Raw genomic sequence first — 24054 nt, forward strand, 5'->3', positions numbered from 1 at the left:
CGCACTACTGCACGGTCGGGTCGGGCAGGTGCCGCGCGTGGCCGATGGCCTCGGCGAGTAGATCCGCCGCGGTGACCAGCTGCTCGTCGGTGTGTTCGCTGGTGAGGAAGAACCGCAGCCGCTCCTGACCGGCGGGCACCGCGGGCGCGGAGATGTTGCCCGCGTACACCCCGCGCCGCAGCAGGTAGGAGGAGACGAATCCGGAGCGCACCTCACCGGGCACGATCACCGGGCAGATCGGCGTGCCCTCCGAGCTGCCCAGGTCGAGGCCGCGTTCGGTGAGCAGCGCGGTGAACTGTTTCGCGTTGGCCCACAGGCGGGTCAGGCGCTCGGGTTCGTCCGCGAGCACGTCGAGCGCGGCCAGCGCGGCGCCGACCGCGGCCGGTGCGGGTCCGCCGGTCAGCATCGCGATGCCCGGTGCCGCGGCCTTCATCGCGCGGATGAGGTCGGCGTCGGCGGCCAGGAACCCGCCGCAACTGCCCAGCGCCTTCGACAGCGTGCCCATCCAGATGTCCACCGCGTCGGTGGGCATCCGGTAGTGCTCGCGGATGCCGTGGCCACGGTCGCCGAACACGCCGAACGAGTGCGCCTCGTCGACCATCACGGCACAGTCGTATTCCCGTGCCACGGCGGCCAGTTCGTCGACCCGGCCGACGGTGCCGTCCATGCTGTAGTGCCCCTCCAGCACCACCAGGGCGCGGTCGAAGCCCGCGCGCGACATCCGCAGGACGGCGCGCAGCGCGTCGGGGTCGTTGTGCCGGAAGGTGATCCGGCGGCACCCCGACCATTGCGTCCCCGAGACCACGCTGCCGTGGATCAGCGCGTCGCACACCGCCACGTCGCCCTCGCGCAGCAGGAAGCCGAGCGCGCCCGCGTTGGTGAGGTAGCCGCTGGTGGTGATCATGGCGTCGCCGACACCGTAGAGTGCGGCCAGCCTGGCCTCCAGCTCACGGTAGAGCGGGATCTCGCCGGCGATGATGCGGCTGGCCGAGGCGGACGCGCCGTACCGGTCGAGCGCCTCCTTCGCGCCGCGCACCACCCGGGGACGGTTGGCCAGGCCGAGGTAGTTGTAGGCACTGAAGTTGATCAGGTCGCGATCGTCGGCACGGATCGTCGCGTCGTTGGGGCCCGACCGCACCAGGAACAGCGGATTGGGCATGTCGCTGTCGCCGTAGAGCTTGTCGATCGCGGCCTGCTTGGCCACCGTCGCGGCCACTTCGGGGTGGTCGGCGAACTGCTTGCCGGGGCCGCGGCGGGGACGGGCCGCCGTGCCGCCCGGCCGTCCCGGAGTGGCGGCGGGGCGCGCGGGGGCCGCGGCGGGCACCCCCGACCCCGGCCTGCCCGGCCCGCCGGTGGGCGCTCCCGCGGCGGCGCCGCCGGCGGACAACAACTTGCGCGCCAACTCGCGGGCGGATTCGCTCACGACCGCACCTCCGCAGGGACCGGCGCGTCCGCCGCCCCGTTCGGCGCCACCGCCGCGCCGTCCGGATCGGTTGTCCCGCCGTTCGGCCCCGGCGCTGCCGCCCCCGCCGCGCTGGCCCCGGCGTCACCGCCGTCCCCCGGATCGCCGACCAGATGCTCGGCGATCCGGGCACCGGCCTGCTCGAGGGTGAACGTGCGGCCCATGCTCAACGAGGACATGTCGATGCCGAGCGTCTTGGTCACCAGCGCGCCGAACTCGACCGCCATCAGCGAGTCGAGGCCGAGTTCGGGCACCGGCACGGTGAGGTCGATGGATTCGGCGGCCACGCCCATCACGGTGGCCAGCTGCTCGGCCAGCATGTAGGCGACCACCTCGCCGCGCTTGCCCTCGTCGAGTTCCCGCAGCGCCGCCGCCAGCCGGGCGGTCTCCGAATCGTCCTGCGCGGCGGCGGCGATGAGTGCCGCCACCCGCCCGGTCTGGGCGAAGTGCGGGCCCGACGCGGCGACCTTGCCCCAGTCGATCGGGATGATGTCGGCGTGGTGGTGCAGGCCGAGTTCGAGTGCCTTCTCCATGTACTCGGTGCCCTCGTCCAGCGGCATCGAGTCGAAGCCGGTGTTGCGCAGGTAGCGGGCCATGTTGTCGTCGTGCTCGGCCATGCCGCCGCCGGACATGTGGCCCCAGCCGATGGCCAGCGCGGTGCCGCCGGCGCGCACGACGGCATCGGCCTGGGCCTGCAACGCGATGTTGGCGGCGGTGTAGGAGTACTGGCCGACGCCGCCGAAAATGGCGCTGCCGGAGGAGAACAGCACGAACATGTCCAACTCGGCACCGATGGTCGCGAGCGCATCGACCAGCGCCCGGGTGCCGTCCACCTTCGGCCGGTAGACCGCGGCCAGGCTGTCGCGGTCCATCATGGTGATGCGCTTGTCGTCCAGCACGCCCGCGGTGTGGAAGATGCCGCGCAGCGGATGCTCGGCGGTGTGCAGCTCACGCAGGATCTCGGTCATCGCCGCCGGATCGGTGACGTCGCCGCGCGCGGCGGTCACCGCCACGCCCATCTCCTGCCAGACCGCCAGCTGCCTGCGCGCCGCCTCGCTGCTCGCGCCGCCACGGCCGAGCAGGGCGAGCCGGGTGGCGCCCTTGCGCACCAGCCACCGGCCGACCGCCAGGCCGAAAGCGCCGTAGCCGCCGGTGACCAGATACTGTGCCGCCGGGTCGATCTCGACCTCCGGGATGCGCGGCCGCACCAGCGGCGCCGGCTCCTCGAAGGTCAGCGCCACCCGGCCGATCCGCGTCGAGCGGGCCACCTCCTCGAACGCCTTCGCCACATCGGCGGTGCCGTACAGCTCGTAGGGCAGCGGCCGGTACACGCCGTCGGCGAGCTTGGCGTTGACACCGCGCAGCAGTGCCACGGTCTCGGCGCGCCGCCGGGCGAGCATCCGGTCCAGATCGAGGGAGTGGTAGGAGACGTTCTTGTCGAAGTGGCGCATGTCGAGCATGCCGCCGGTGTAGATGTCGGCCTTCCCGACCTCCACGATGCGCCCGAACTCCGCGACGGCGACGAAGTTGCGCCGCAGGATGTCACCGGGGGCGGTGCTGATCACCACGTCCACGCCCCGGCCGTCGGTCAGCGCGAGCACGTCCTCGGCGAAGTTCAGCGATCGGGAGTCCAACACGTGGTCGGCGCCCTGGGTGCGCACGTAGGCGCGGCGCTCGTCGGTGCTCGCGGTGCCGATCACGACGGCGCCGTGCAGTTTCGCGATCTGCACCGCCGCCGAACCCACACCGCCGGCCGCGCCGTGCACCAGCACGGTCTCGCCCGCCCGCACCCGGGCCAGCTCCAGCAGCGCGTATTCGGCGGTGCCGAAGGCGGTGGAGTTGGTGCAGTGCCCCGGCTCGGTGTCCGGGTCGAGCCGGCTGATCAGGTCGGCGTCGGCGGTGTTGTAGCGGCGGATCATGTCCTTGCAGCCCAGACTGACCGTGTCCCCCACCGCGACGTGGTCGACGCCCGCGCCCACCCGCACGACCGTGCCGATGCCTTCCATGCCCGGCGAGCCGCCGAAGAAGGTCTGCGCCAGATCGCGTTCGGTGAGCACGCCGAGGATCTTCAGCGGATCCTTGTAGTTCAGGCCGACGGCCCGCATCCGCACCTCCACCTCGCCCGGACCCGGCGCGCGGCGGCCGCATTCGCGCCAGGCCAGCCGGGACAGCACCCGCGACTTGGGGATCTCCAGCGCGAAGTTCGCCTCCGGATCGGTGAGCGGGGCCGCCTGGTCGAGGGCCTCGATCCGCTCGGGCAGGCTCGCGGTCACCACGGTGACCCACCGCACGCCGTGGCGCAGGAACACCTCGTCGGCGTGGTCGTAGCTGAAGGCGCCGGGCACGGCCAGCTCCGCGGCCAGTTCGGGGTCGGCGGTGTCGGCGTCGAGGTCGACCAGTCGCCAACGCAGCCGGGGCTGTTCGTTGAGCAGTACCCGGCGCGCACCGGCGACGGCGGCGTGCACCGGGTCGGGAGCGGTGTCGCCGTCGGGATGGGCGTAGGCCTGTTCGGTGACGACCGTGGCGTGGATCGAGCCGTCGCCGGTCATCGGCATATCGATGCCGAGCTGGTCGATGCGGACCTCCAGGAAGCCCTCCAGCGCGACGGCCAGCCTGCGCAGCGTCCACAGGTTGTCCAGGTCGGTGTAGCCCGAGCCCGCGACGACCACCACGTGCACCCGGTCCACATCGGCCGCGGCGACGGCGGCGTGCAGCCGGGCGACGAATTCGTCCTCGAGATCCGCGCGGCCCGGCTCGCCGACGGTGAGCAGTTCGCCGCGCGGGACGAGCCCGGCGATGCGGCGGGCACGCGCGGACGGCTCGGCGGCCAGATCGACCACCAGCGTGTGCACCGCGTCCGCGGGCGGCAGCGCGCCGCGGTCCACCGGATCGCGCATCTCCCAGCGGTTCTCGTAGAAGAAGTCGGTCATCCTGGCCAGTGCGCCACGGCCGGGAGCGATGGAGCCGAAGCGCATGCCGCGGATCTGCATCAGCACGGCCCCGTCCGCGCCGAGCAGGTCGATGTCGGCGCGCGGCTCGTCGGCGGTGTCGAGCCGCGCGAGCACGGTCACCTGCTCGGGCAGTGCCGCGAAGGCGCGTACCGAGTCCACACCGACCGGCACCATCGCCCCGTCCCGGCTGTTGCCGCTGCCCACCAGCAGGGCGGCGATGCTCTGTAGCGCGGCGTCCACGACGCACGGGTGCGCCAGATGCCCCGAGTCGGCGGCGATCGTCGCGTCCAGGGTGGCCAACACGGTGGTCTCGCGCACCCGCACGGCGGTGGCCCGGCGGAAGGCCGGACCGTACTGCAGACCGCGCTCGGCCAGCCCGCCGTAGAAGTCCTCGGGCGCGATCTCGTGCATGCCCGCGGTGTCGGGCAGGCGCACCTCGGTGGGCGCGAACACGCCGTCGACGAGCCTGCCGGTGGCGTTGACCGTCCACGCGTCGGCCGCCGCGCCGCGCGAACGGATGACGAACTGCCCGGTCGACTCGGCCACCCGCAGCTCCATCACGGGCGCGTCGCCGTCCTCGACGACCAGCGGCGCGACGAAACGCACCTCCTCCACCGCGACCCGGGTGGTCTCGGTGCGGACCGCGGCCGCGCTCAACGCCGCGTCCAGGTAGGCGGCGCCGGGCAGGATACGGGTGCCGCCGACGACGTGGTCGGCCAGCCACGGCATCGCCCCCACACTCAGCTGCACCGTCCAGGTGGTGCGCGGATCACCGAGATCCGGGTCGCCGAGCATCGGGTAGGCGCCGGGTGTGCCGTGCCTGCGCTGTTCGAAGGCGGGCAGGTCCGCGCGCAGCTTCGTGCGCTGCCAGGGGTAACGCGGCAGGTCGGCGTGCGGGGTGGCGGGCAGGTCGGCGAAGAGCGCGTCGATGTCGAGCACGCCCGCGGTGTACAGCCCGGCCAGCGTGCGCCGGAGGCTGTCGTGATCGTCCTGCTTGCGATGCAGGGTGGCGACGGTGGTGCCGGTCTCGCCCGCGCCGATCAGGATCTCGCGGATGTTGGCCCCGAGCACCGGGTGGGGGCCGACCTCGAGGAACACCCGGCTGCCGTCGGCCACCAGGGCGCTCACCGCGTCGGCGAAGCGCACCGGGTTGCGCACGTTGCCGCACCAGTATTCGGCATCCCAGTCACCCGCGGTGACCCGCTGCCCGGTCACCGTCGAATACAGCGGCAGCACCGGATCGGTGAGCTTCAGGTCGGCCAGCGCGCCCCGCAGCTCGTCGAGGATCGGCTCCATCAGATAGCTGTGGTAGGGCACCTCGACGTGCAACCGCTTGGCGAAAACGCCCTGGACGGTGAGGCTTTCGGCGATCTCGTCGAGCCGGTCCACCGCCCCGGCGAGGGTCACCGCGCCGGGGCTGTTGATCGCGGCGATATCGACCCGCGTGTCGCCGTCGATGAGGTCGCGGGCCGCGGCGGGTGCGAGACCGACCGCGAGCATGCCGCCCGAGCCGGCCGTGCCTGCCTGCAAGCGCGCCCGATGGTAGCTCACCAGCAGCGCGTCGTGCAGCGACAGCATGCCGGTGACATACGCCGCCGACACCTCACCGACGCTGTGCCCGACCACCGCGGCGGGGCGGATGCCGAGTTCGGCGAGCGCGGCGACCAGCGACACCTGCACGAGGAAGTTGGCCGGTTGCGCGATGGCGGTGCTGGTGACCCGCGAGTCGTCCTCGGGGCGCAGCAGCTCCTCGACGATGGACCAGCCGGCGATCTCGCGGAAGACCGCGTCGATGCGGCGGGCCTCGGCGGCGAAGGCGCCGTCGGCCGTCAGCAGCTGCCTGCCCATCCCCCACCACTGCGGGCCCATACCGGTGAACACGAACACCGGCTCGGCGGCGCGGCGCGGGATCACCTTGGTCGCCCCCCGCGCGCTGCCCTCGGCCAGCTCGACCAGGCCGCGCACCAGGTCGGCCTCGTCGCCGAAGGGCACCGCGGTGCGGTAGGGGTGGTGCTGGCGGCGGGTCCAGGCGGCTTCGGCGAGGCGCTGCGGATCGCCGCCCGCGGCGATCTGTTCGGCGAAGCCGCGGGCCAGCTCCCGCACGGCCGGTTCGCTGCGGCCCGACAGCGGCAGCACGCCGTGATGGCGGGGTGGCCGCGCCGGACGCGGCGGCGCCACGTACTCCTGGAGGATGGCGTGCGCGTTGGTGCCGCCGTAGCCGAAACCGTTGACCGCGATGGTCATCCGCTCCACCTCGGGGCCGACCGGTTCGGCCTCGAGCTGGAGCCGGATCCCCAGTTCGTCGAAGGGGATCTCCGGGTTCGGCTCGTTCAGCCAGCCCTGCGGCGCGATCGTGCGGTGCGCGATGGCCAGCGCCGACTTGATCACGCTCGCGATGCCCGAGGCCGCCTCGGTGTGCCCGAGCTGCCCCTTCACCGAACCGACCCCGAGCGGCCGGGTGCGGCCGGGCACCTGCCCGTAGGCGCGGCCGATGGCCCGCAGCTCCAGCGGGTCACCCACGGGGGTGCCGGTGCCGTGCGCCTCGACGTAGGTCACCTGGTGCGGCGCGATACCGGCCCGCTCGGTGACCGACTTGGCCAGTGCCTCCTGCAAATCGGCGTTCGGCACCGTGATGGCGGTGGTGCGGCCGTCCTGATTGGACCCGGTCGCCTTGATCACCGCGTAGATCCGGTCGCCGTCGCGTTCGGCGTCGGCGAGTTTCTTGAGCACGACCATGCCCGAGCCCTCGCCGCGGCCGTAGCCGTCGGCGGCGGCGTCGAACGGCTTGCTGCGGCCGTCGGCGGCCAGGAAGCCGCCCTTGCACATGGACACGAACGGTTCGGGTTGCAGCAGCATGGTGACGCCGCCCGCCATCGCCACCTCGCAGTCGCCGTTGTCCAGCGCCTGACAGGCCAGGTGCAGGGCGACCAGCGAGGACGAGCACGCCGTGTCGACGGTGACGGCGGGCCCGACCAGGTTGAGCGCGTAGGCGATCCGGTTGGACAGCATGGTGTAGGAGGCGCCGACGGCGGTGTGCATGTCCACGTGCGGCAGCGCGTCACCGGCCACCGACACCGCCAGCTGGTCCAGGGTGAACGCGCCGACGTAGACGCCGACCGGCCTGCCCGCCACCCGGCCCGCGATGCCCGCGTCGTCGAGCGCCTCCCAGGCCACCTCGAGGATCAGGCGCTGTTGCGGGTCCATCGAGGCCGCTTCGCGCGGGGAGATACCGAAGAAATCGGGGTCGAATTCCCACGGATCGCCGGTCATGAAGGCGGCGCGTTTGGTGTACATGCGGCCCGGGGTGCGCTTGTCCGGGTCGTAGAAGCGCCGGTAGTCCCAGCGCTGCGGTGGGATGTCGACCACGCCGTCGCGTTTGTCGATCAGGAAGTCCCAGAACGATTCCGGCGAATCGATACCGCCCGCGTACCGGCAACCGATACCGACAACGGCGATGTCAGACACAACGACTCCTCGTAGAACTCGAAAGACCCGGCGAACTCGAAACGACCCGGCGCCGGGGGCTGATCAGCGCGGGGCGGGACGCGCGGGCGGGCGCAGCACCATGTTCATCTCCGGCCCGTCCCGGCCGACCCGGACGCGCTCGACCACGTCGCAGCCGAGCGCGCGATAGTAGGCGACATTGTCGTCCTTGCAGATGCCGCCGAGACTCGCCTCGGCGGCATCGGATGCCTCGGCCAGCGCGCCCCACAGCGCCTTGCCCACGCCGCGGCGCTGCAGGCCGGGCGCACATCCCAGGTACACCAGGAAGGTGTGCGGTCGGGTCGGCGCCACTCGCGCCATCGCCGCGTCGACCGCCATGCCGCGGCGGGTGCCCGCCGCCCCCATCGCCCGCATCAGTTGCGGACCGGCCACCGCCTGGTGCCACAGCGGTGTGCGGTGCCGCGGCGGGTAGTACAGCGCGGCGCCGACGACGCGGTCGTCGAGCAGCGCGACCGAGGCGCCGCCGATCGGCAGGAAACGATGGCGGAGCATCACCCGCAGCATCGCCGGTGTGCGCTTGCGCCGCTCCGCGAGCGACGGGAAGACGTACTCCTCGATCGGATCGTCGGTCTCGAAGGCCTGTGCGATGACTCGCACGATGTCGTCCGCGTCCCGGTGGGTGGCTCGGCGAACGACCGGACGAGCCTGCTGGTTCACCACTGTCCCTTACGCTTTCGTGCTGTGCCCGTTTTGTACGAACTGTGCCGCATCACGCTCCGGCGGGCCCGATGACGGGCTACTCGACAGTAGGTTACTCACCGGACACCTACACGCCAGCGGGAACCGTTGTGACATAAAACAGTCGACCGCACTCTTGTCACACCGGCAACGGTCACCTAGGCTGCGCGCTCGAAAGGGTCTGCGCCGCACGATGTTCCGCGCACCATGCGCGCTCGGGCCGGGGCACGGCGCTTTCGGCAACCGCGCAGCAAGCGATCGCCGCCGAGGACGAGTGAGCGATCCACCCGCACCCTCGACGGCGCCGCCCCGGCGACCGCACCCCCGAACCCGGCCCGACCCCCGACGCCGGACCGTGACCGTGGGCGCCGCCGGTCAGCCCGCCGCCGCGGCGGCGACCGGAACGGCCGTCCGCTGGGCGTCGGGAACCTCGGTACCGCGCAGCGACGTGCCCGCGGTCTCGCGCAGATAGGCCCAGGCGACCAGGCCGAGCACCGAGGCGCCCACCATGTAGAGGGCGGGGAACAGCACCCAACCGGTCGACTCGATGACAGCCTCGTTCACCAGCGGCGCGGTGCCACCGAAGGCCGCGGTCGAGACGTTGTAGGCCAGCGCGAAGCCCGCGTACCGGACATGGGTGGGGAAGATCGCCGGGAAGGTGGCGCTGATGGTGGACAGCTGCGGCACGTACAGCAGGCCGAGCACCACGAAGCCGAGCACCGCCCACACCGGGCCCTGGCCCATCAGCCAGTACATCGGCACCGCGCACACGGCCAGGCCGACCAGCGAGAACAACCACATCGGGCGGCGGCCGACCCGGTCGGAGATCGCGCCGAAGAACGGCAACACCAGCATGATCACCACCTGCCCGATGAGCATCATCGTGGTGGTGGCGGACTCGGACATGCCGATGGTCTTCTGCAGGTAGGTCGGCTGGTAGGTCAGCAGCGTGTAGTTCACCACGTTCAGCGCGATCACCAGGCCGCCCAGGGTGAGCAGCTCGCGGCGGTAGTGCAGGATCAGCTCGCGCAGGCCGGTCGGCGGGTGCGGGTTCTGGGCCACCTCCTTGAACACCGGCGACTCGTCCAACCGCGAGCGCAGGTACAGGCCGGTCAGGCCGAGCGGCACCGCGATCAGGAACGGGATGCGCCAGCCCCAGTCGTGCATGGCGTCCGAGCCGAGCACCAGCTGGCAGGCCAGTACCACGGCCGAGCCGCCGACGAATCCGGCGAGCGTGCCGAACTCGAGGAAGCTGCCGAAGAAGCCGCGACGGCGGTCGCTGGCGGATTCGGCGAGGTAGGTCGCCGCGCCGCCGTACTCGCCGCCGGTGGAGAAGCCCTGCAGCACGCGCAGCAGGATCAGCAGGATGGGCGCGAGCACGCCGACCGAGGCGTGCGTGGGCAGCAGGCCGATCGCGCCGGTGGCCGCCGACATCAACAGGATCGTGCTGGCCAGCACCCGCTTGCGGCCGAGCCGGTCACCCAGCGGGCCCCAGACCATGCCGCCGAGGGGGCGCAGCACGAACGAGATGGCGAAGCCGAGCATGGTGCCCAGCGTGCCGAGTTCACCGGGAAAGAACGCGTCGGTGAGGTAGGTGGCCGTCGCGGCGTAGACGCCGTAGTCGAACCACTCGGTGGCGTTACCCATCGCCGACGCGGCGACCGATCGTCGCAGCCGCCCGGGATTCTGCGTCTCGGTCATTGCGCCTCCTCACCGGCCCGCGTCCGCAGACCTCCGGTTCTGCCTCTCGCGCACCCGTCCCGCTACGTTCGGTCCGGGCACGAAAAGAACCGTTACCCACGTTCCGCACGGGGCAAACTCACCGGGGCGCAACCATCCGGCGAACGCATACCCGCTCACCAGGCACCGAACCGGCAATCGTGACGCTCGTCACACAATGGTGACCCGATCGGCTACGCCGGCCTCCACGAGAAAGCGCTCTTCGATCTCAGATGAGGATCGGATCAGGTGCTTATTCCGCAGATGCGCCTGTATTGTTCGATCCGTGACGAGTTTGCGGATCAGCGAGGCTGCCGCGCTGCTCGGTGTCAGCGACGACACCGTGCGGCGCTGGATGGATCAGGGGAAGCTGCCCGCCATCCAGCTGGACAACGGGCGCAAGGGGGTGGCGGGCAAGGATCTCGCGGAATTCCTGCGCAGCACCGCCGAGGCGCCGGAACCCGGCGTCACCGTGGCCGCGTCGGCCCGTAACCGGATGCGCGGGATCGTCACCCGGATCGTCAAGGACACGGTGATGGCGCAGGTGGAGATGCAGGCCGGCCCGTTCCGGCTGGTGTCGCTGCTGAGCCGGGAATCGGTCGACGAACTCGGCCTCGAGGTGGGCAGCGTCGCGGTCGCCTCGGTGAAATCCACCCACGTCGTGGTCGAGATCCCGGAAGGTACCCGCGGATGAGAAGCCTGGTCGGCGCAGTCGCCGCCGCCGTCGTCCTGGCCACCTGCGCGACCGGCTGCGCGAGCGGGCCGGACGCCACCCGCACGATCACGGTGTTCGCCGCGGCCTCGCTGACCCAGACCTTCACCGAGCTCGGCGACCGCTTCGAAGCCGCCAACCCGGGCACCGAGGTGGTGTTCAGCTTCGGCGCCAGCTCCGCCCTGGCCGAGCAGCTGCGCCAGGGCGCGCCCGCCGACGTCTTCGCCGCCGCGTCACCGGAGAACATGGGCCAGGTCGTGGCCGCGGGCCGGATCACCGCGACCCCGGTCACGTTCGTGCGCAACCGGCTCCAGATCGCGGTGCCGGCCGGCAACCCGGCGGGCATCACCGGGCTGGCCGATTTCGGCAGGCCCGAACCCGTGCTCGCGCTGTGCGCCGAGCAGGTGCCCTGCGGTGCCGCGGCGCGGAAGGTGTTCGACCTGGCGGGCATCACCGCCCAGCCGGACACCCGCGAAGCCGACGTCAAGGCGGTGCTCACCAAGGTGACCCTGGGCGAGGTGGACGCGGCACTGGTCTACCGCACCGATGTGGCCGCCGCGGCCGAGCGGGTGGAGGGCATCGACTTCCCCGAATCCGAGCGTGTGCTCAACGACTACCCGATCGCGCCGCTGGCCGCCGCCCCCGAACCCGCCACCGCGGCGGCGTTCGTCGACTTCGTCCGGTCACCGCAGGCGCGGGAGATCTTCGACCGCGCGGGGTTCGCCGCGCCGTGAACACCGTGGCGCGGCGGCGAGCGGTACACGGGCGACGGCCGCTGATCCTGCTGGTCCCCGCCGTGCTCGCGCTGGCGTTCCTGGTGGCGCCGCTGCTCGGCCTGGTGGCCCGGGCGCCGTGGGCGACCATGCCGCAGCGTGTGGCCGAGCCGGAAGTGCTTCAGGCCCTACGCCTTTCGCTGGTGTGCGCGACACTGGCGACCGGGTTGTGCCTGGTGCTCGGTATTCCGCTGGCCTGGTTGCTCGCCCGCGGTGACGTGCCGGGCCGGGGACTGATCCGCGCGCTGGTGACGGTGCCGCTGGTGCTGCCGCCGGTCGTCGGCGGTGTGGCGCTGCTGCTGGTGCTGGGCAGGCGCGGGCTGATCGGCAGCCACCTGCACGAGTGGTTCGGCATCTCGTTGCCGTTCACCACCGCCGGGGTGGTGCTGGCGGAGGCGTTCGTGGCGATGCCGTTCCTGGTGATCTCGGTGGAAGGCGCACTGCGCGCGGCGGATCCGCGATTCGAGGAGGCGGCGGCCACGCTCGGCGCGACCCGCTGGTACACCTTCCGCCGGGTGACACTGCCCTCGGTGCTGCCCGGTGTGCTCGCGGGCGCGGTGCTGTGCTGGGCACGGGCACTGGGGGAATTCGGCGCCACCATCACCTTCGCCGGCAACTTCCCCGGGCGCACCACCACCATGCCGTTGGCGGTCTATCTGGCGCTGGAAACCGATCCCGACGCGGCGATCGTGCTCAGCCTGGTGCTGCTGGCGGTCTCGGTGGTGGTGCTGGTGGCGTTGCGGGAGCGGTGGATGCGAGGCGCGCTGTGACGCTGCGGGCCGATTTACGCGTGCGGCGCGGGGCTTTCGCGCTGGAGCTGGACCTGGAGGTGGCCGCGGGCGAGGTGGTGGCCCTGCTCGGGCCGAACGGGGCGGGCAAGACGACGGCGCTGCGCGCGCTGGCCGGACTGACCGCGCTCGACGGTGGACGCATCCGCCTCGGTGACCGCACCTGGGACGCGCCACCGGCCGTGTTCGTGCCCGCGCCGCGGCGGCACGTGGGCGTGGTGTTCCAGGACTACCTGCTCTTCGCGCACCTGTCGGTGCTGGACAACGTGGCCTTCGGGTTACGCGCCCGCGGCATCGCCCGCCACGCCGCCCGCACGGCCGCCGCGCGCTGGCTGGACCGGGTGGGGCTGGCCGAATTCGCCGCGCGGTCACCGCGCGCGCTCTCCGGCGGGCAGGCCCAGCGGGTCGCGCTGGCCCGCGCGCTGGCCACCGAACCGAGCCTGCTGCTGCTCGACGAGCCGCTGGCCGCGCTGGACGCGGCCACCCGGTCGCAGGTGCGCGCGGAACTGGGCGGCCACCTGCGCGACTACCCCGGCCACACCGTGCTGGTCACCCACGACCCGCTCGACGCGATGGTGCTCGCCGACCGCCTGGTCATCCTGGAGCACGGCCGGATGGTGCAGCAGGGTCCCCCGGCCGAGGTGGCCCGTCGCCCGCGCTCGGACTACGTCGCCCATCTCGTCGGCCTCAACCTCTACCGCGGCACCGCGCACGGCACGTCCGTCGCGGTGGACGGCGGCGGGTCGTTCACCACCGTGGAACCCGGCACCGGCCCGGTGCACCTGGCCTTCCCGCCCAACGCCGTCGGCCTGCATCCCGAGCGCCCGGCGGGCAGCCCGCGCAACACCTGGCCGGTGGTGGTGTCGGCCGTCGAACAGCACGCCCACACCGTGCGGGTGCGGCTGGACGGTGCCCCGCCCGTCCTCGCCGACGTCACGCCCGCCGCACTCGCGGAACTGGACCTGACGCCGGGCGCGCGGCTGTGGGCGGCGGTCAAGGCGACCGAGACCCACGTCTACCCGGCCTGACAGCCCGGCCGGTGCGCGCGGCCTCAGTCCCCCGCGCGGAAGAGTGCCAGCGCGCCCGGCTCGCTGCCGAACACGAAATGGGTTCCGCGGTAACCGACTTCCCCGTCGGTGGCGAGGGAGACCGCACCGCCGCCGACCCGGACCTCGAGGCGGTCGGTCTCGTGGCGCACATAGGTGGCGGAGTGGGCGAGCGTGCCGGTGAGGGTGGCCCAGATCAGCCGGGTGCGGGAGAAGGCGACGTCGGCGCGCAGGTAGCGCACGTCGAGGGTGCCGCGATGCAGCTCGGGGCGCGACATGGGGATCTGGTCGGCGGGGCTGTAGCGGCCGTTGCCCACGAACAGCATCCACAGCGCCACCGGCACACCGTCGACCAGCGCGTGCAGTGGCTGGGCGCGCAGCAGCACCCGCACCATGGCGATACCGGCGGCGGGCCACTTGCCGATCCGGTGCTCCCAGCGCTCGCGCAGTCGCACGAAGTCGGGGTAGCCGCCGAGGCTGGCGGTGTTGACGAACACCCGCGAGTCGTCGCCGTCGAGGGCCACGCGGGCGGTGTCGACCCGCACCACCGTCCCCGCGCGCAGCGCCGCGACCGTCGCCTCGGCCGAGTCCACCCCGGCATCCCTGGCGAAGTGGTTGAGTGTGCCGCCGGCGAACACGGCCAGCGGGAGCTTCTCGCGCACAGCGATTTCGGCGACGGCCGAGACGGTGCCGTCTCCGCCGAGCACGCCGAGAGCGGTCACCTCGCCCGCGCGTAGGGCGTCGGTGACCTGATCGTCGAGATCGCGGTCCGGGTCGAAGGCGAGGATGCGGGCGGCGGGCAACCCGGCGCGCACCTGCGCCAGGTGCACTTCGGCGGCTCCGCTGCCGGAGAGGGTGTTGGCCACCAGCAGCAGTCCGCGGCCCTGGGGCAGCGGATCGACCTGTTCGGCGACGCCGACCAGCGCGGGCTCGTCGACCCGCACCGCCCACCACCGGTGGGTGCCGAGCGCCACCCCGGCGCCCAGCAGCGCCCCGGCGACCACGTCGGAGGGCCAGTGCACGCCGATGTGCACGCGCGAATATCCCACGGCCGCCGCGACCGGGGCGACCACCGCCGCGGCGGCCGGGCTCTCCAACCCGACCCCCGTGACGAAGGCGGCCGCCGAGGCCGCGTGCCCGGAGGGGAACGACGAGGAGACCGGCGGCTTGACCAGCCTGCGCACGAACGGCACCGATTCGTCCGGTGGCCGCCTGCGCGGGAACAGCGGCTTGGCGACGCCGTTGGCGATGCCGCTGGCCAGCGCGACGGCCAGCAGTCCGCGCGCGCCCGCACGCCGGGTGGGGCGATCGCCGAGCAGCAGCATGGCCGCGCCGAAGCCCAGCCACAGCCGGTTGTGGTTCGCGCTGGTGCTGAGCAGGCGCAGGGCGCGGTCGGCGCGGGTGGGCCGCACCCGCGCGCTGCGGGCGACCAGCCATACGTCGAGGCTGCTCGCCGTGCCGGTGTGCCGGGTGAGGCGCGTGCGCACCCGCTGGAATCGCATCAGCCCAGGGTAGCCCGAGTTGCGATGCGCGCCAGGGGCCATCGGTCCCCGCCGCCCGCGCGACGCCGGGGACACTGGACGAGCGCAGGCGAATCCGTGTTAACTTAACTCCGAATCAGTATTAACTTACGGAGCGATCGGAGCCAGCTATGAGGTCCGCCGTCATCGTGGACGTCGTCCGCACACCGTCCGGGAAGGGCAAGGCCGGGGGCGGCCTGGCGGAGGTGCACCCGGCGACGCTGCTCGCGGGCGTGCTCGCCGAACTCGTCGCGCGCAACGACCTCGACCCCGCCGTGGTCGACGACGTGATCGGCGGCTGCGTCACCCAGAGCGGCGAGCAGGCGCTCAACATCACCCGCACGGCCGTGCTGGCCGCCGGCTTTCCCGAGACCGTGCCCGCCACCACGGTCGACCGGCAGTGCGGCTCGAGCCAGCAGGCCGCGCACTTCGCCGCGCAGGGCGTGATCTCCGGCGCCTACGACGTCGCCATCGCCTGCGGCGTGGAGATGATGAGCCGCGCGCCGATGTTCTCCAACGCCCAGGGCAAGGACACCAACCGCGGCCCGCTCGCGCACCGCTACCCGGACGGGTTGATCCAGCAGGGCATCGCCGCCGAAATCCTCGCCGCCCGGTGGAAGTTCGACCGCGCCGCGCTCGACGAGTTCGCCGCCCGCTCGCACCGGCTGGCCGCCGCGACCGCGGCCGCGGGCGGTTTCGACCGCGAGCTGGTCGCCGCGGGCGCACTCACCGCCGACGAGACCATCCGTCCGGGAACCACGGTGGAGGGGCTGGCCGGGTTGCGTCCCGCCTTCGCCGACGACGCCTATCAGGCCCGCTTCCCGGAGATCGACTGGTCGATCACCCCCGGCAACTCCTCCCCCCTCACCGACGGCGCCTCCGCCGCGCTGATCGTGACCGAGGAGGCCGCCGCGAAACTCGGCCTGACCCCGCGGGCCCGGTTCCACTCCTTCGCCGTGGTCGGCGACGACCCGCTGCTGATGCTCACCGCCGTCGTCCCGGCCACCCGCAAGGTGCTCGAGCGCGCGGGCCTCGGCATCGAAGACATCGACGCCTACGAGGTCAACGAGGCGTTCGCCTCGGTACCGCTGGTGTGGCAGCACGAACTGGCCGCCGACCCGGCCAAGCTGAACCCGCGCGGCGGCGCGATCGCACTGGGTCATCCGCTCGGCGCGTCGGGCACCCGCATCCTGGCCACCCTGGTCAACCACCTCGAGCAGAGCGGCGGCCGGTTCGGCCTGCAGACCATGTGCGAGGCGGGCGGGCTGGCCAACGCCACGATCATCGAGCGGCTCGGATGACGGGCACGCGATCGGCGCTGGTCACCGGCGGGTCGCGGGGCATCGGTGCCGAGATCGCCGCCCGGCTGGCCGCCGAGGGCTACCAGCTCACCCTCGCCGCCCGCACCGCCGACACCCTCGAGCAGACCGCCCAGCGGTTGCGCGCGGAGTACGGCGTGCGGGTGCAGCCGGTGGTCGCGCGCATGAACGAGCCCGAGCAGGTGCGCGCGCTGGCCGCCGCGCACGATGCGGCGTTCGGCGGAATGAACGTGCTGGTGCTCAGCGCGGGCACCGGCACGGCGGGCGCGGTCGCCGACATGCCCGCCAAGACCTACGAGCGGATGCTCGACGTCAACTTCCGCGGGCCGATCACCCTCATCCAGGCGGCGCTGCCGCTGCTGCGCAAGAGTGCCGCCGAGGATGTCGCCCGCGGTGCGAAAATCGTTGCGCTGGCCTCGATCACGGGCGTCGCCGGGGAGGCGGGCCTGGCTGCCTACGGCGCGACCAAGGCGGCGCTGATCTCGCTGTGCGAGACGGTGTCGCTCGAGGAGTCGGCGGGCGGGGTGAGCGCCACGGCCATCTCGCCCGGCTATGTGGACACCGACATGACGGCGTGGAAGCGCGACGAACTCGACCGCGCGGCGATGCTGACCACCGGTGATGTGGCCGAGATGGTGCTGGCGATCACCCGGCTGTCTCGCACCGCGGTGGTGCCCAACATCGTGCTCTCCCGCGCGGGCGAGCAGATCTGGCGCGCCTGAGCCGGCGAAAACCCTGACACGACAAGGATTCTGCGGATCCGCCGCTCTCCCGGCCGCCGTCACCCGTCCGCTCGGTGGCCGGGGGACGCGGCGCCGGTCACAGTCCACGATTGAGGCCGGCTCGACCGGGTATGCGGCTGATGTCAGCGACCGAGCCGATAATTCGGAGGTGTCAGAATGACACAGCACGAGAGTGGTCCGCGCGAGGGAATCAAGGGCGTCGTCGAGGACGCCAAGGGCAAGGTGAAGGAAGCCGCCGGCGTCCTCACCGGCCACGACGACCTCGAGCAGGAGGGCCGCGCCCAGCAGGACAAGGCCGAATCCCAGCGCAAGGCCGCCGAGAAGGAGGCCGCTGCGGAGAAGGCGCGTTCGGAGGCCGACGTGGACGAGGCGCGCCAGCGCGCCCACCAGGACGACAACCGATAAGAACACCCCGGAGGGCGGGTGGGCCGGTGGCTCACCCGCCCTTCGGCGTACTCAGCCGCGCCACCACGGTGCCGAGCCCGTCGGCGAGCGCGCGCCGCTGCTGTTCGGTGAGCACGTCGATGAGGGCGCGCCGCACCGTCGCGACGTGTCCCGGCGCCACCTCGGCCAGCCGCTCCCGGCCCGCGGGCGTCAGCACCGCGAGCACGCCGCGATCGTCGGCGTCGGCGGCTTCGCGCCGCACGTACCCGGCCTTCTCCAGCTGGCCGATCTGATAGCTCAGCCCGCTCTTGGAGGTGAAGAGCGCATCGGCCAGCTCGGTCATCCGTAGTCGCGCCTGCGGCGCCGCCGACAACCGGACCAGCGTCTCGTACTGGGGATGGGACAACCCCTCCCGCTTGAGATGCTGTTCGATCTCCCGATTGACAAGGGCCCCCGCACCCAGGAATGCCTCCCAGGCGCGCATCTCGTCGGCGTCGAGCCACCGTGTCTCGGTCACACCACCACCCTAACCATGTTGTTCAAATTTGAACTAGGCGCTATGCTGGCATCGTTCAAATTTGAACTATCTGGACCGAGAACGGAGTGAGTCATGGCGAGCACCACCACCGAGCGCATGCCGGTGCTGTACCTCTCGCACGGCGCGCCGCCGCTGGTCGACCACGAGCGCTGGCCCGCCGAACTGGCGGCGTGGGCCGCGGAGCTGCCGCGGCCCACCGCGATCCTGATCGTCTCCGCGCACTGGGAGGCCGCGCCCATCGCCCTCGGCGCCACCACCACGGTGCCGCTGGTCTACGACTTCTGGGGCTTCCCTCAGCACTACTACGAGGTGCGCTATCCCGCGCCGGGCGCGCCCGACCTGGCGCGCACGGTCCGCGGCCTGCTCGGGGCAGGTGTCGCCGAGGTCCCCGACCGCGGCCTGGACCACGGCGCCTACGTGCCGCTGACGCAGATGTACCCCGACGCCGACGTGCCCGTTCTGCAGCTGTCCATGCCCACCCTCGACCCCGAGGCGCTGTTCGGGATCGGGCGCAAGCTCGCCCCGCTGCGCGAGGAGGGCGTGCTCGTCGTCGGCAGCGGATTCTTCACCCACAACCTGCGTGCCATGACCGAGGACGACGTCCACGTGCATCGCTTCACCGCCGAGTTCGACGACTGGGGCGCCCGCGCCCTGGCCGACCGCGACCTCGACGCGCTGCTCGATTTCGAACACAAGGCGCCGGCGGCCCGGCTCGCGCACCCGCGCGCGGACCACTTCGCACCCCTGTTCGTCACGCTCGGCGCGGGCGAGAATGAGCTGGACACGTTACGAACGGTCATCGACGGCTACTGGTACGGCATGGCCCGCCGCTCCATCCAGGTCGGCTGAACCGCACCCCGGTCCACCGGCGTATACCCACCGAACAACCCGGACAGTAAGGACACGGCATGACGACCACGACCGGCAACACCGCATCCACCGCACTCACCCCGGCCCGGGCCAACCCCGGCGTCGACGTCGGCCTGCTGATCCTGCGCCTGGCCGTCGGCCTCACCATGGCCGCGCACGGGTCGCAGAAGCTGCTCGGCTGGTTCGACGGCCCCGGCCTGGACGGCACCGAGGCCATGCTGTCATCGATGGGTTATCCCTCGCCGCAGATCTTCGCCGTCATCACCGCCGTCACCGAGACCTTCGGCGGCTTGGCGCTGGCCCTGGGCCTGCTCACCCCGCTGGCCGCCGCCGCGATCCTCGGCACGATGGTCAACGCCATCTCGGTCAAATGGGGCGGCGGCTTCTGGGCGCCCAAGGGCATCGAATACGAGCTGCTGCTGGCACTGGGCGCGACCACGCTCGCCTTCACCGGCGCGGGCCGCATCTCCGTCGACGCGGCGGTGCCCGCGCTGCGCTACCCCCGCCTGGCCTCCGGCCTCGGGTTCGTGATCCTGGGCCTGGTGGTGGCCGGGGTGGTCCTGCTCATCCGCAACTGAGGCGGCGCCGGTCCGCCGAGCGGGTCGGTACGCTCGTCTCATGACGCAGCTCGCCCCGTCGCCGCTCGGCACCGGCGTGGACCGGCTGATCGATCTGCTCGCCGGCCTGCGCGTCGCGGTGCTCACCGGGGCGGGCCTGTCCACCGACAGCGGCATCCCCGACTACCGCGGGCCGGACTCACCGCCGCGCAATCCGATGACCTACCAGCAGTTCGTCGGTGATCCGGTGTTCCGCCGCCGGTACTGGGCGCGCAATCACATCGGCTGGCGGCGCATGGACGCCGCCCGCCCCAACCCCGGCCATCGCGCGCTGGCCCGGCTCGAACGGCTCGGCGCGGTCGGCGGGGTGATCACCCAGAACGTCGACCTGCTGCACACCAAGGCGGGCAGCCGCCGGGTCATCGACCTGCACGGCACCTACGCCCGGGTCCGCTGCCTCGGCTGCGGGGCGCTGATGTCCCGGATGACGCTGGCCGACCTGCTCGAGGCCGCCAATCCCGGCTTCGCCGACGCCGCGACCGCGACCGGCATCGAAGTCGCCCCGGACGCCGACGCGGTGGTCGCGGACACCGAGCACTTCCGCATGGTCGACTGCGCGCACTGCGGCGGCATGCTCAAACCCGACATCGTCTACTTCGGCGAGAACGTCCCCAAGGACCGCGTCGCCGCCGCCTACGACCTCGTCGACTCCTGCGACGCGTTGCTCGTCGCGGGCTCCTCGCTCACCGTGATGTCCGGCCTGCGCTTCGTGCGCCGCGCCGCTCGCAACGGCCACCCGGTGGTCATCGTCAACCGCGGACCCACCCGCGGCGACGACCTCGCCACCCTGCGCCTGGACGCGGGCTGCTCGCCCACGCTCGCCGCGTTCGCCGCGCACTGCGGCGACATCCCCGGCTGACCGGCACGGCCTCGCCGCGGGCGCCGTCGTGCCGCCCCTCGAATCTCGCTGATCGCAACCGTGTTCCGGCCCGCAGGCGGCCCCTAGCGTGGCAACGCACTCCCTCGCGTTAGGACCGTTGCCCTCTGACACTCCAACTGGATCCGGTCGCCACCGCACCCCCGCCCACGGCCGTGCCGGTGCCCACCCCCGCCACCACTGCACCACTGCCGGCCGCGTGGCGGCGCGCGACCGGCCTGGCGCGCAAATCCGCCGGATTGGTGCTCGTACTGATCCTGTGGCAGCTCGGCGCGCGCGGCTGGCTCGGCGCGACCACGCCCGCTCCCACCGAGGTGGTGGCAGCGGGCTGGGATCTGATCAGCTCCGGCGAGCTGTGGCGGCATCTGGCGGCGTCCGCACGCCGGGTGGGCACCGGGTTGGCGCTCGGAATCGGGATCGGACTGGTCCTCGGTGTGGCGGCCGGATTGTTCCGGCTGGCCGAGGATCTGGTGAACGCACCGGTACAGGCACTGCGGATGATGCCTGCGCTCGCGCTGCTGCCGGTGTTCATCATCTGGTTCGGCATCGGCGACTCCTTCAAGATCGCGTTGATCGCCGTCGCGCCGGTCTTCCCGATCTACCTCAACGTCTTCGCCGGTATCCGTTCGGTGGACCGGCGGCTGGTGGAGGCCGGGGAATCGCTCGGCCTCAACCGCTTCGAGCTGACCACCCGCATCATCCTGCCCGGCGCGCTGCCGCAGATCTTCGTCGGTCTGCGCCAGGCACTCGGCATCGGCTGGCTCGCGCTGGTGGTCGCGGAGATGCAGACCACGCCGGTCGGGCTCGGGTTCCTGATGAACGACGCCAAGGAGTTCCTGCGCACCGACCAGATCTTCCTGGTGCTGGTCGTCTACGCGCTGCTGGGGCTGCTCAGCGACCTGCTGGTGCGGCTGCTGGAGCGGCGGTTCCTGGCCTGGCGCACCGGATTCGAGGGGCAGTGATGGCCGGCTCCACCACCACGACGACGACCACCACGACGACCGCCGCGGTGCGAGTGCGCGGTGCGGGCCGCGCCTTCGCCGGGCGGCAGGTGCTGCGCGGCGTCGATCTCGATATCGCGCCCGGCGAATTCGTCGCGCTGCTGGGCGCCAGCGGATCGGGCAAGAGCACGTTGCTGCGTGCCATCGGCGGCCTCGACCGCGGTTTCACCGGCACGCTGGAGGCGCCGCGCTCGAAGGCCATCGTGTTCCAGGAGCACCGGCTGATCCCGTGGATCTCGGTGTGGCGCAACGTGGTTCTCGGCGTGCGAGGCCGGGACCTGGCCGCGCGCGCCCGCACCGCGCTCGACGAGGTCGGCCTGTCGGCCGAGGCCGACGCGTGGCCGGCGACGCTGTCCGGCGGCGAAGCACAGCGGGTGGCACTGGCCCGCGCGCTGGTGCGTCACCCCGACCTGCTGCTGCTCGACGAACCGTTCGGCGCGCTCGACGCGCTCACCCGGCTCAAAGCCCAGGCGCTGGTGGCGCGGCTGTGGCAGCAGCACCGGCCACGGTCGGTGGTCGATTCCGAATTCTCCGCGCTGCGCCGCAGGTTGCTGCTGGCTCTCGGCGTGGACCCCGACGCACCGACAGGAGCGCAGTCATGAACGAGACCCGAGCCGACGCAACCTGGCAGAGCAGCACCGACGTGCTGATCATCGGCGGTGGCCCGGCCGCGGCCTGGGCCGCCGTGCACGCCACCGAAGCCGGTGCCGAGGTGACGCTGGTGGACAAGGGCTACTGCGGTACCAGCGGCGCGACCGCACCCGCGGGTACCGGCGTCTGGTACGTCGCGCCGGAGCCGGCCGCCCGCGCCAGGGCCAAGGCGAGCCGCGAGGCACTGGGCGGACACCTGGCCGACCACCACTGGATGGACCGGGTGCTGGATCAGACCTACACCAACATGCACCGCCTCGCGGTCGAGGGCCGCTATCCCTTCCCGGTCGACCCCGCCACCGGCGAACAGATCCGCACCGGCGTGCAGGGCCCGGAGTACATGCGCCGGATGCGCGCCTGGCTCAAGCGGATCGGCGTGCGCATCCTCGACCACTCCCCCGCGCTGGAGCTGCTCGTCGACGACGCCGGGGTGGTACGCGGCGCGGCCGGCCATCAGCGCCAGCTCGGCCGCGACTACCGGATCACCGCGGGCGCGGTGGTACTGGCCACCGGCGGGTGCGCGTTCCTGTCCCGCGCGCTGGGCACCAACGTCGACACCGGCGACGGCGCGTTGATGGCCGCCGAGGTCGGGGCCCGGTTCTCCGGTATGGAGTTCTCCAACGCCTACGCCATCGTGCCCAAGGGCTCCACGATCACCAAGACCGCCTACTACGGCTACGCCACCTTCTTCCACGAGGACGGCCGGGTGCTCGAGGGCGCGGGATCGCAGAAGGGCCGGTCGGTGATCGCCCGGGCGCTGCTGCACGAGCGGGTCTTCGCCCAGATCGATCGCGCCGACGACCGGGTGCAGGCGCAGATGCGGCTGGGCCAGCCGAACTTCTTCCTGCAGTTCGACCGGCGCGGCATCGACCCGTTCCGGCAGCGTTTCGAGATCGACATGCTCGCCGAGGGCACCGTGCGCGGCACCGGCGGCATCGACGTGGTGGACGACGACTGCGCCACCACCGTGCCCGGTCTGTTCGCCGCGGGCGACGCCGCTACCCGGGAGCGCATCTGCGGCGGATTCACCGGTGGCGGCAGCCACAACTCCGCCTGGGCGATGTCCTCGGGCAGCTGGGCCGGGCGCGGCGCGGCCCGGTTCGCGCTGCGCTCCGGGCGACCGGCCGATGCCCGGCTGCGGGGCGCGGGCCGGGTCGGGTTGCGGCCCAGCGGATCCGGCGCGGTGGACGCCGCCGAGGTGGTGGCGGCCGCGCAGCGCGAGCTGATCCCGTTCGAGAAGAACTACCTGCGCCACGGCGACCGGTTGCGCCCGGCGCTGTCCGAGCTCGACGCGCTGTGGACCGCGGCGGCGTCCGGCCTGGGCGGGCACACCGGCGAACAGCGGGTGCGCGCCCGGCAGGCCGCCGCCATCACCGCCGTGGGCAGGCTGATGTACCGCTCGGCGCTGGCGCGTCCGGAGACACGCGGCATGAACAAGCGGGCCGATCACCCCGAGCAGGACCCGGCCCAGCACCACCACATCCTGGCCGGTGGCCTGGACCGGGTATGGACGGACACCGCGCCCGCGCACCACAGCGGACTGGCGGTGGCGTCGTGATCGAACTGCTGCGCACCGAGGACTGCATCGGCTGCGACAAATGTGTGGACGCCTGCCCGACCAACGTCTTCGACCGGACCGCGAGCGGCATCCCGGTGATCGCCCGGCAGAGCGACTGCCAGACGTGCTTCATGTGCGAGGCCTACTGCCCGGCCGACGCGCTCTACGTCGCCCCGCAGGACACCCCGCTGCCCGACCCGACCGCCATCCCCGCCGACCAGATCGGCCGGTACCGCGAGAAGCTCGGCTGGGGTCGCGGCCGCAGGCCGGGCAGCCTCGTGGCACTCGGCCCCGAGCTGCCGCACGGCACCCCACCGCCGCGACTGCGGTCCTGATCCCACCA

Annotated in this window: 20 protein-coding genes; 14 read left to right on the plus strand and 6 right to left on the minus strand. The window is 72.5% G+C overall.

Annotated elements, in window-relative coordinates:
* Positions 1-4: 4 nt before the first annotated feature.
* From CRM89_RS15105 to CRM89_RS15120, 4 genes are all read right to left on the minus strand, one after another.
* Positions 5-1423: an aminotransferase class I/II-fold pyridoxal phosphate-dependent enzyme gene (locus CRM89_RS15105; protein WP_098084505.1), complete on the minus strand. Its 1419-nt coding sequence runs from the start codon at positions 1421-1423 to the stop codon at positions 5-7.
* Positions 1420-7878, minus strand: a complete 6459-nt coding sequence (locus CRM89_RS15110; protein WP_098084508.1) for a type I polyketide synthase — start codon at positions 7876-7878, stop codon at positions 1420-1422. The genes CRM89_RS15105 and CRM89_RS15110 overlap by 4 nt, the downstream gene beginning before the upstream one ends.
* A 63-nt stretch (positions 7879-7941) precedes the next feature.
* Positions 7942-8514, minus strand: coding sequence for a GNAT family N-acetyltransferase (locus CRM89_RS15115; protein WP_229434769.1), 573 nt, complete (start codon positions 8512-8514; stop codon positions 7942-7944).
* A gap of 456 nt (positions 8515-8970) precedes the next feature.
* Positions 8971-10296: an MFS transporter gene (locus tag CRM89_RS15120; protein ID WP_098084511.1), complete on the minus strand. Its 1326-nt coding sequence runs from the start codon at positions 10294-10296 to the stop codon at positions 8971-8973.
* Positions 10297-10600: 304 nt separating this feature from the next.
* Between CRM89_RS15120 and CRM89_RS15125 the strand changes: the two genes are divergently transcribed.
* From CRM89_RS15125 to CRM89_RS15140, 4 genes are read left to right on the plus strand one after another with little or no spacing between them, the layout of a single operon-like run.
* Positions 10601-11008, plus strand: a complete 408-nt coding sequence (locus CRM89_RS15125) for a molybdopterin-binding protein (RefSeq protein WP_060595179.1) — start codon at positions 10601-10603, stop codon at positions 11006-11008.
* Positions 11005-11760: a molybdate ABC transporter substrate-binding protein gene (gene modA / locus CRM89_RS15130; RefSeq protein ID WP_098084513.1), complete on the plus strand. Its 756-nt coding sequence runs from the start codon at positions 11005-11007 to the stop codon at positions 11758-11760. The genes CRM89_RS15125 and modA overlap by 4 nt, the downstream gene beginning before the upstream one ends.
* Positions 11757-12569: a molybdate ABC transporter permease subunit gene (modB, locus tag CRM89_RS15135; protein ID WP_060594756.1), complete on the plus strand. Its 813-nt coding sequence runs from the start codon at positions 11757-11759 to the stop codon at positions 12567-12569. The genes modA and modB overlap by 4 nt, the downstream gene beginning before the upstream one ends.
* Before the next feature lie 20 nt (positions 12570-12589).
* Positions 12590-13615, plus strand: coding sequence for an ABC transporter ATP-binding protein (locus tag CRM89_RS15140; protein WP_229434770.1), 1026 nt, complete (start codon positions 12590-12592; stop codon positions 13613-13615).
* Between the two features lie 23 nt (positions 13616-13638).
* Here the strand turns inward: CRM89_RS15140 and CRM89_RS15145 are convergent, their stop codons facing one another.
* Positions 13639-15135, minus strand: a complete 1497-nt coding sequence (locus tag CRM89_RS15145; RefSeq protein ID WP_098084518.1) for a bifunctional phosphatase PAP2/diacylglycerol kinase family protein — start codon at positions 15133-15135, stop codon at positions 13639-13641.
* Between the two features lie 149 nt (positions 15136-15284).
* Here CRM89_RS15145 and CRM89_RS15150 point away from each other — a divergent pair, with 149 nt between their 5' ends.
* The 3 genes from CRM89_RS15150 to CRM89_RS15160 all read left to right on the plus strand — a co-directional run bounded on the left by CRM89_RS15150 (position 15285) and on the right by CRM89_RS15160 (position 17620).
* Positions 15285-16454, plus strand: coding sequence for a thiolase family protein (locus CRM89_RS15150; protein ID WP_098084521.1), 1170 nt, complete (start codon positions 15285-15287; stop codon positions 16452-16454).
* A complete protein-coding gene (locus CRM89_RS15155) occupies positions 16451-17194 on the plus strand; it encodes an SDR family oxidoreductase (RefSeq protein WP_086848142.1) in 744 nt (247 codons plus the stop codon). The genes CRM89_RS15150 and CRM89_RS15155 overlap by 4 nt, the downstream gene beginning before the upstream one ends.
* Before the next feature lie 177 nt (positions 17195-17371).
* Positions 17372-17620, plus strand: a complete 249-nt coding sequence (locus tag CRM89_RS15160; protein WP_060594753.1) for a CsbD family protein — start codon at positions 17372-17374, stop codon at positions 17618-17620.
* 31 nt (positions 17621-17651) lie between these two features.
* Here the strand turns inward: CRM89_RS15160 and CRM89_RS15165 are convergent, their stop codons facing one another.
* Positions 17652-18116: a MarR family winged helix-turn-helix transcriptional regulator gene (locus CRM89_RS15165; RefSeq protein ID WP_060594752.1), complete on the minus strand. Its 465-nt coding sequence runs from the start codon at positions 18114-18116 to the stop codon at positions 17652-17654.
* A 93-nt stretch (positions 18117-18209) separates the two neighbouring features.
* Here CRM89_RS15165 and CRM89_RS15170 point away from each other — a divergent pair, with 93 nt between their 5' ends.
* The 7 genes from CRM89_RS15170 (at position 18210) to CRM89_RS15200 (ending at position 24046) form a co-directional block, all read left to right on the plus strand.
* The gene (locus CRM89_RS15170; RefSeq protein ID WP_060594751.1) at positions 18210-18986 is read left to right on the plus strand and encodes a dioxygenase; all 777 of its coding nucleotides are present in this window, start codon (positions 18210-18212) and stop codon (positions 18984-18986) included.
* A gap of 59 nt (positions 18987-19045) precedes the next feature.
* The gene (locus tag CRM89_RS15175) at positions 19046-19585 is read left to right on the plus strand and encodes a DoxX family protein (RefSeq protein ID WP_098084524.1); all 540 of its coding nucleotides are present in this window, start codon (positions 19046-19048) and stop codon (positions 19583-19585) included.
* A gap of 40 nt (positions 19586-19625) precedes the next feature.
* The gene (locus CRM89_RS15180; RefSeq protein WP_098084527.1) at positions 19626-20483 is read left to right on the plus strand and encodes an NAD-dependent protein deacetylase; all 858 of its coding nucleotides are present in this window, start codon (positions 19626-19628) and stop codon (positions 20481-20483) included.
* 206 nt (positions 20484-20689) lie between these two features.
* Positions 20690-21463: an ABC transporter permease gene (locus tag CRM89_RS15185; protein WP_371392063.1), complete on the plus strand. Its 774-nt coding sequence runs from the start codon at positions 20690-20692 to the stop codon at positions 21461-21463.
* The gene (locus CRM89_RS15190; RefSeq protein ID WP_172964513.1) at positions 21463-22104 is read left to right on the plus strand and encodes an ABC transporter ATP-binding protein; all 642 of its coding nucleotides are present in this window, start codon (positions 21463-21465) and stop codon (positions 22102-22104) included. The genes CRM89_RS15185 and CRM89_RS15190 overlap by 1 nt, the downstream gene beginning before the upstream one ends.
* Positions 22101-23711, plus strand: a complete 1611-nt coding sequence (locus CRM89_RS15195; protein ID WP_098084535.1) for an FAD-dependent oxidoreductase — start codon at positions 22101-22103, stop codon at positions 23709-23711. The genes CRM89_RS15190 and CRM89_RS15195 overlap by 4 nt, the downstream gene beginning before the upstream one ends.
* Positions 23708-24046, plus strand: coding sequence for a ferredoxin family protein (locus CRM89_RS15200; RefSeq protein ID WP_098084538.1), 339 nt, complete (start codon positions 23708-23710; stop codon positions 24044-24046). Before CRM89_RS15195 ends, CRM89_RS15200 begins: the two co-directional genes overlap by 4 nt.
* The last annotated feature ends 8 nt before the right edge of the window (positions 24047-24054 follow it).

It is taken from the genome of Nocardia sp. FDAARGOS_372 (assembly GCF_002554515.1).
Classification (GTDB): Bacteria; Actinomycetota; Actinomycetes; order Mycobacteriales; family Mycobacteriaceae; genus Nocardia; species Nocardia farcinica.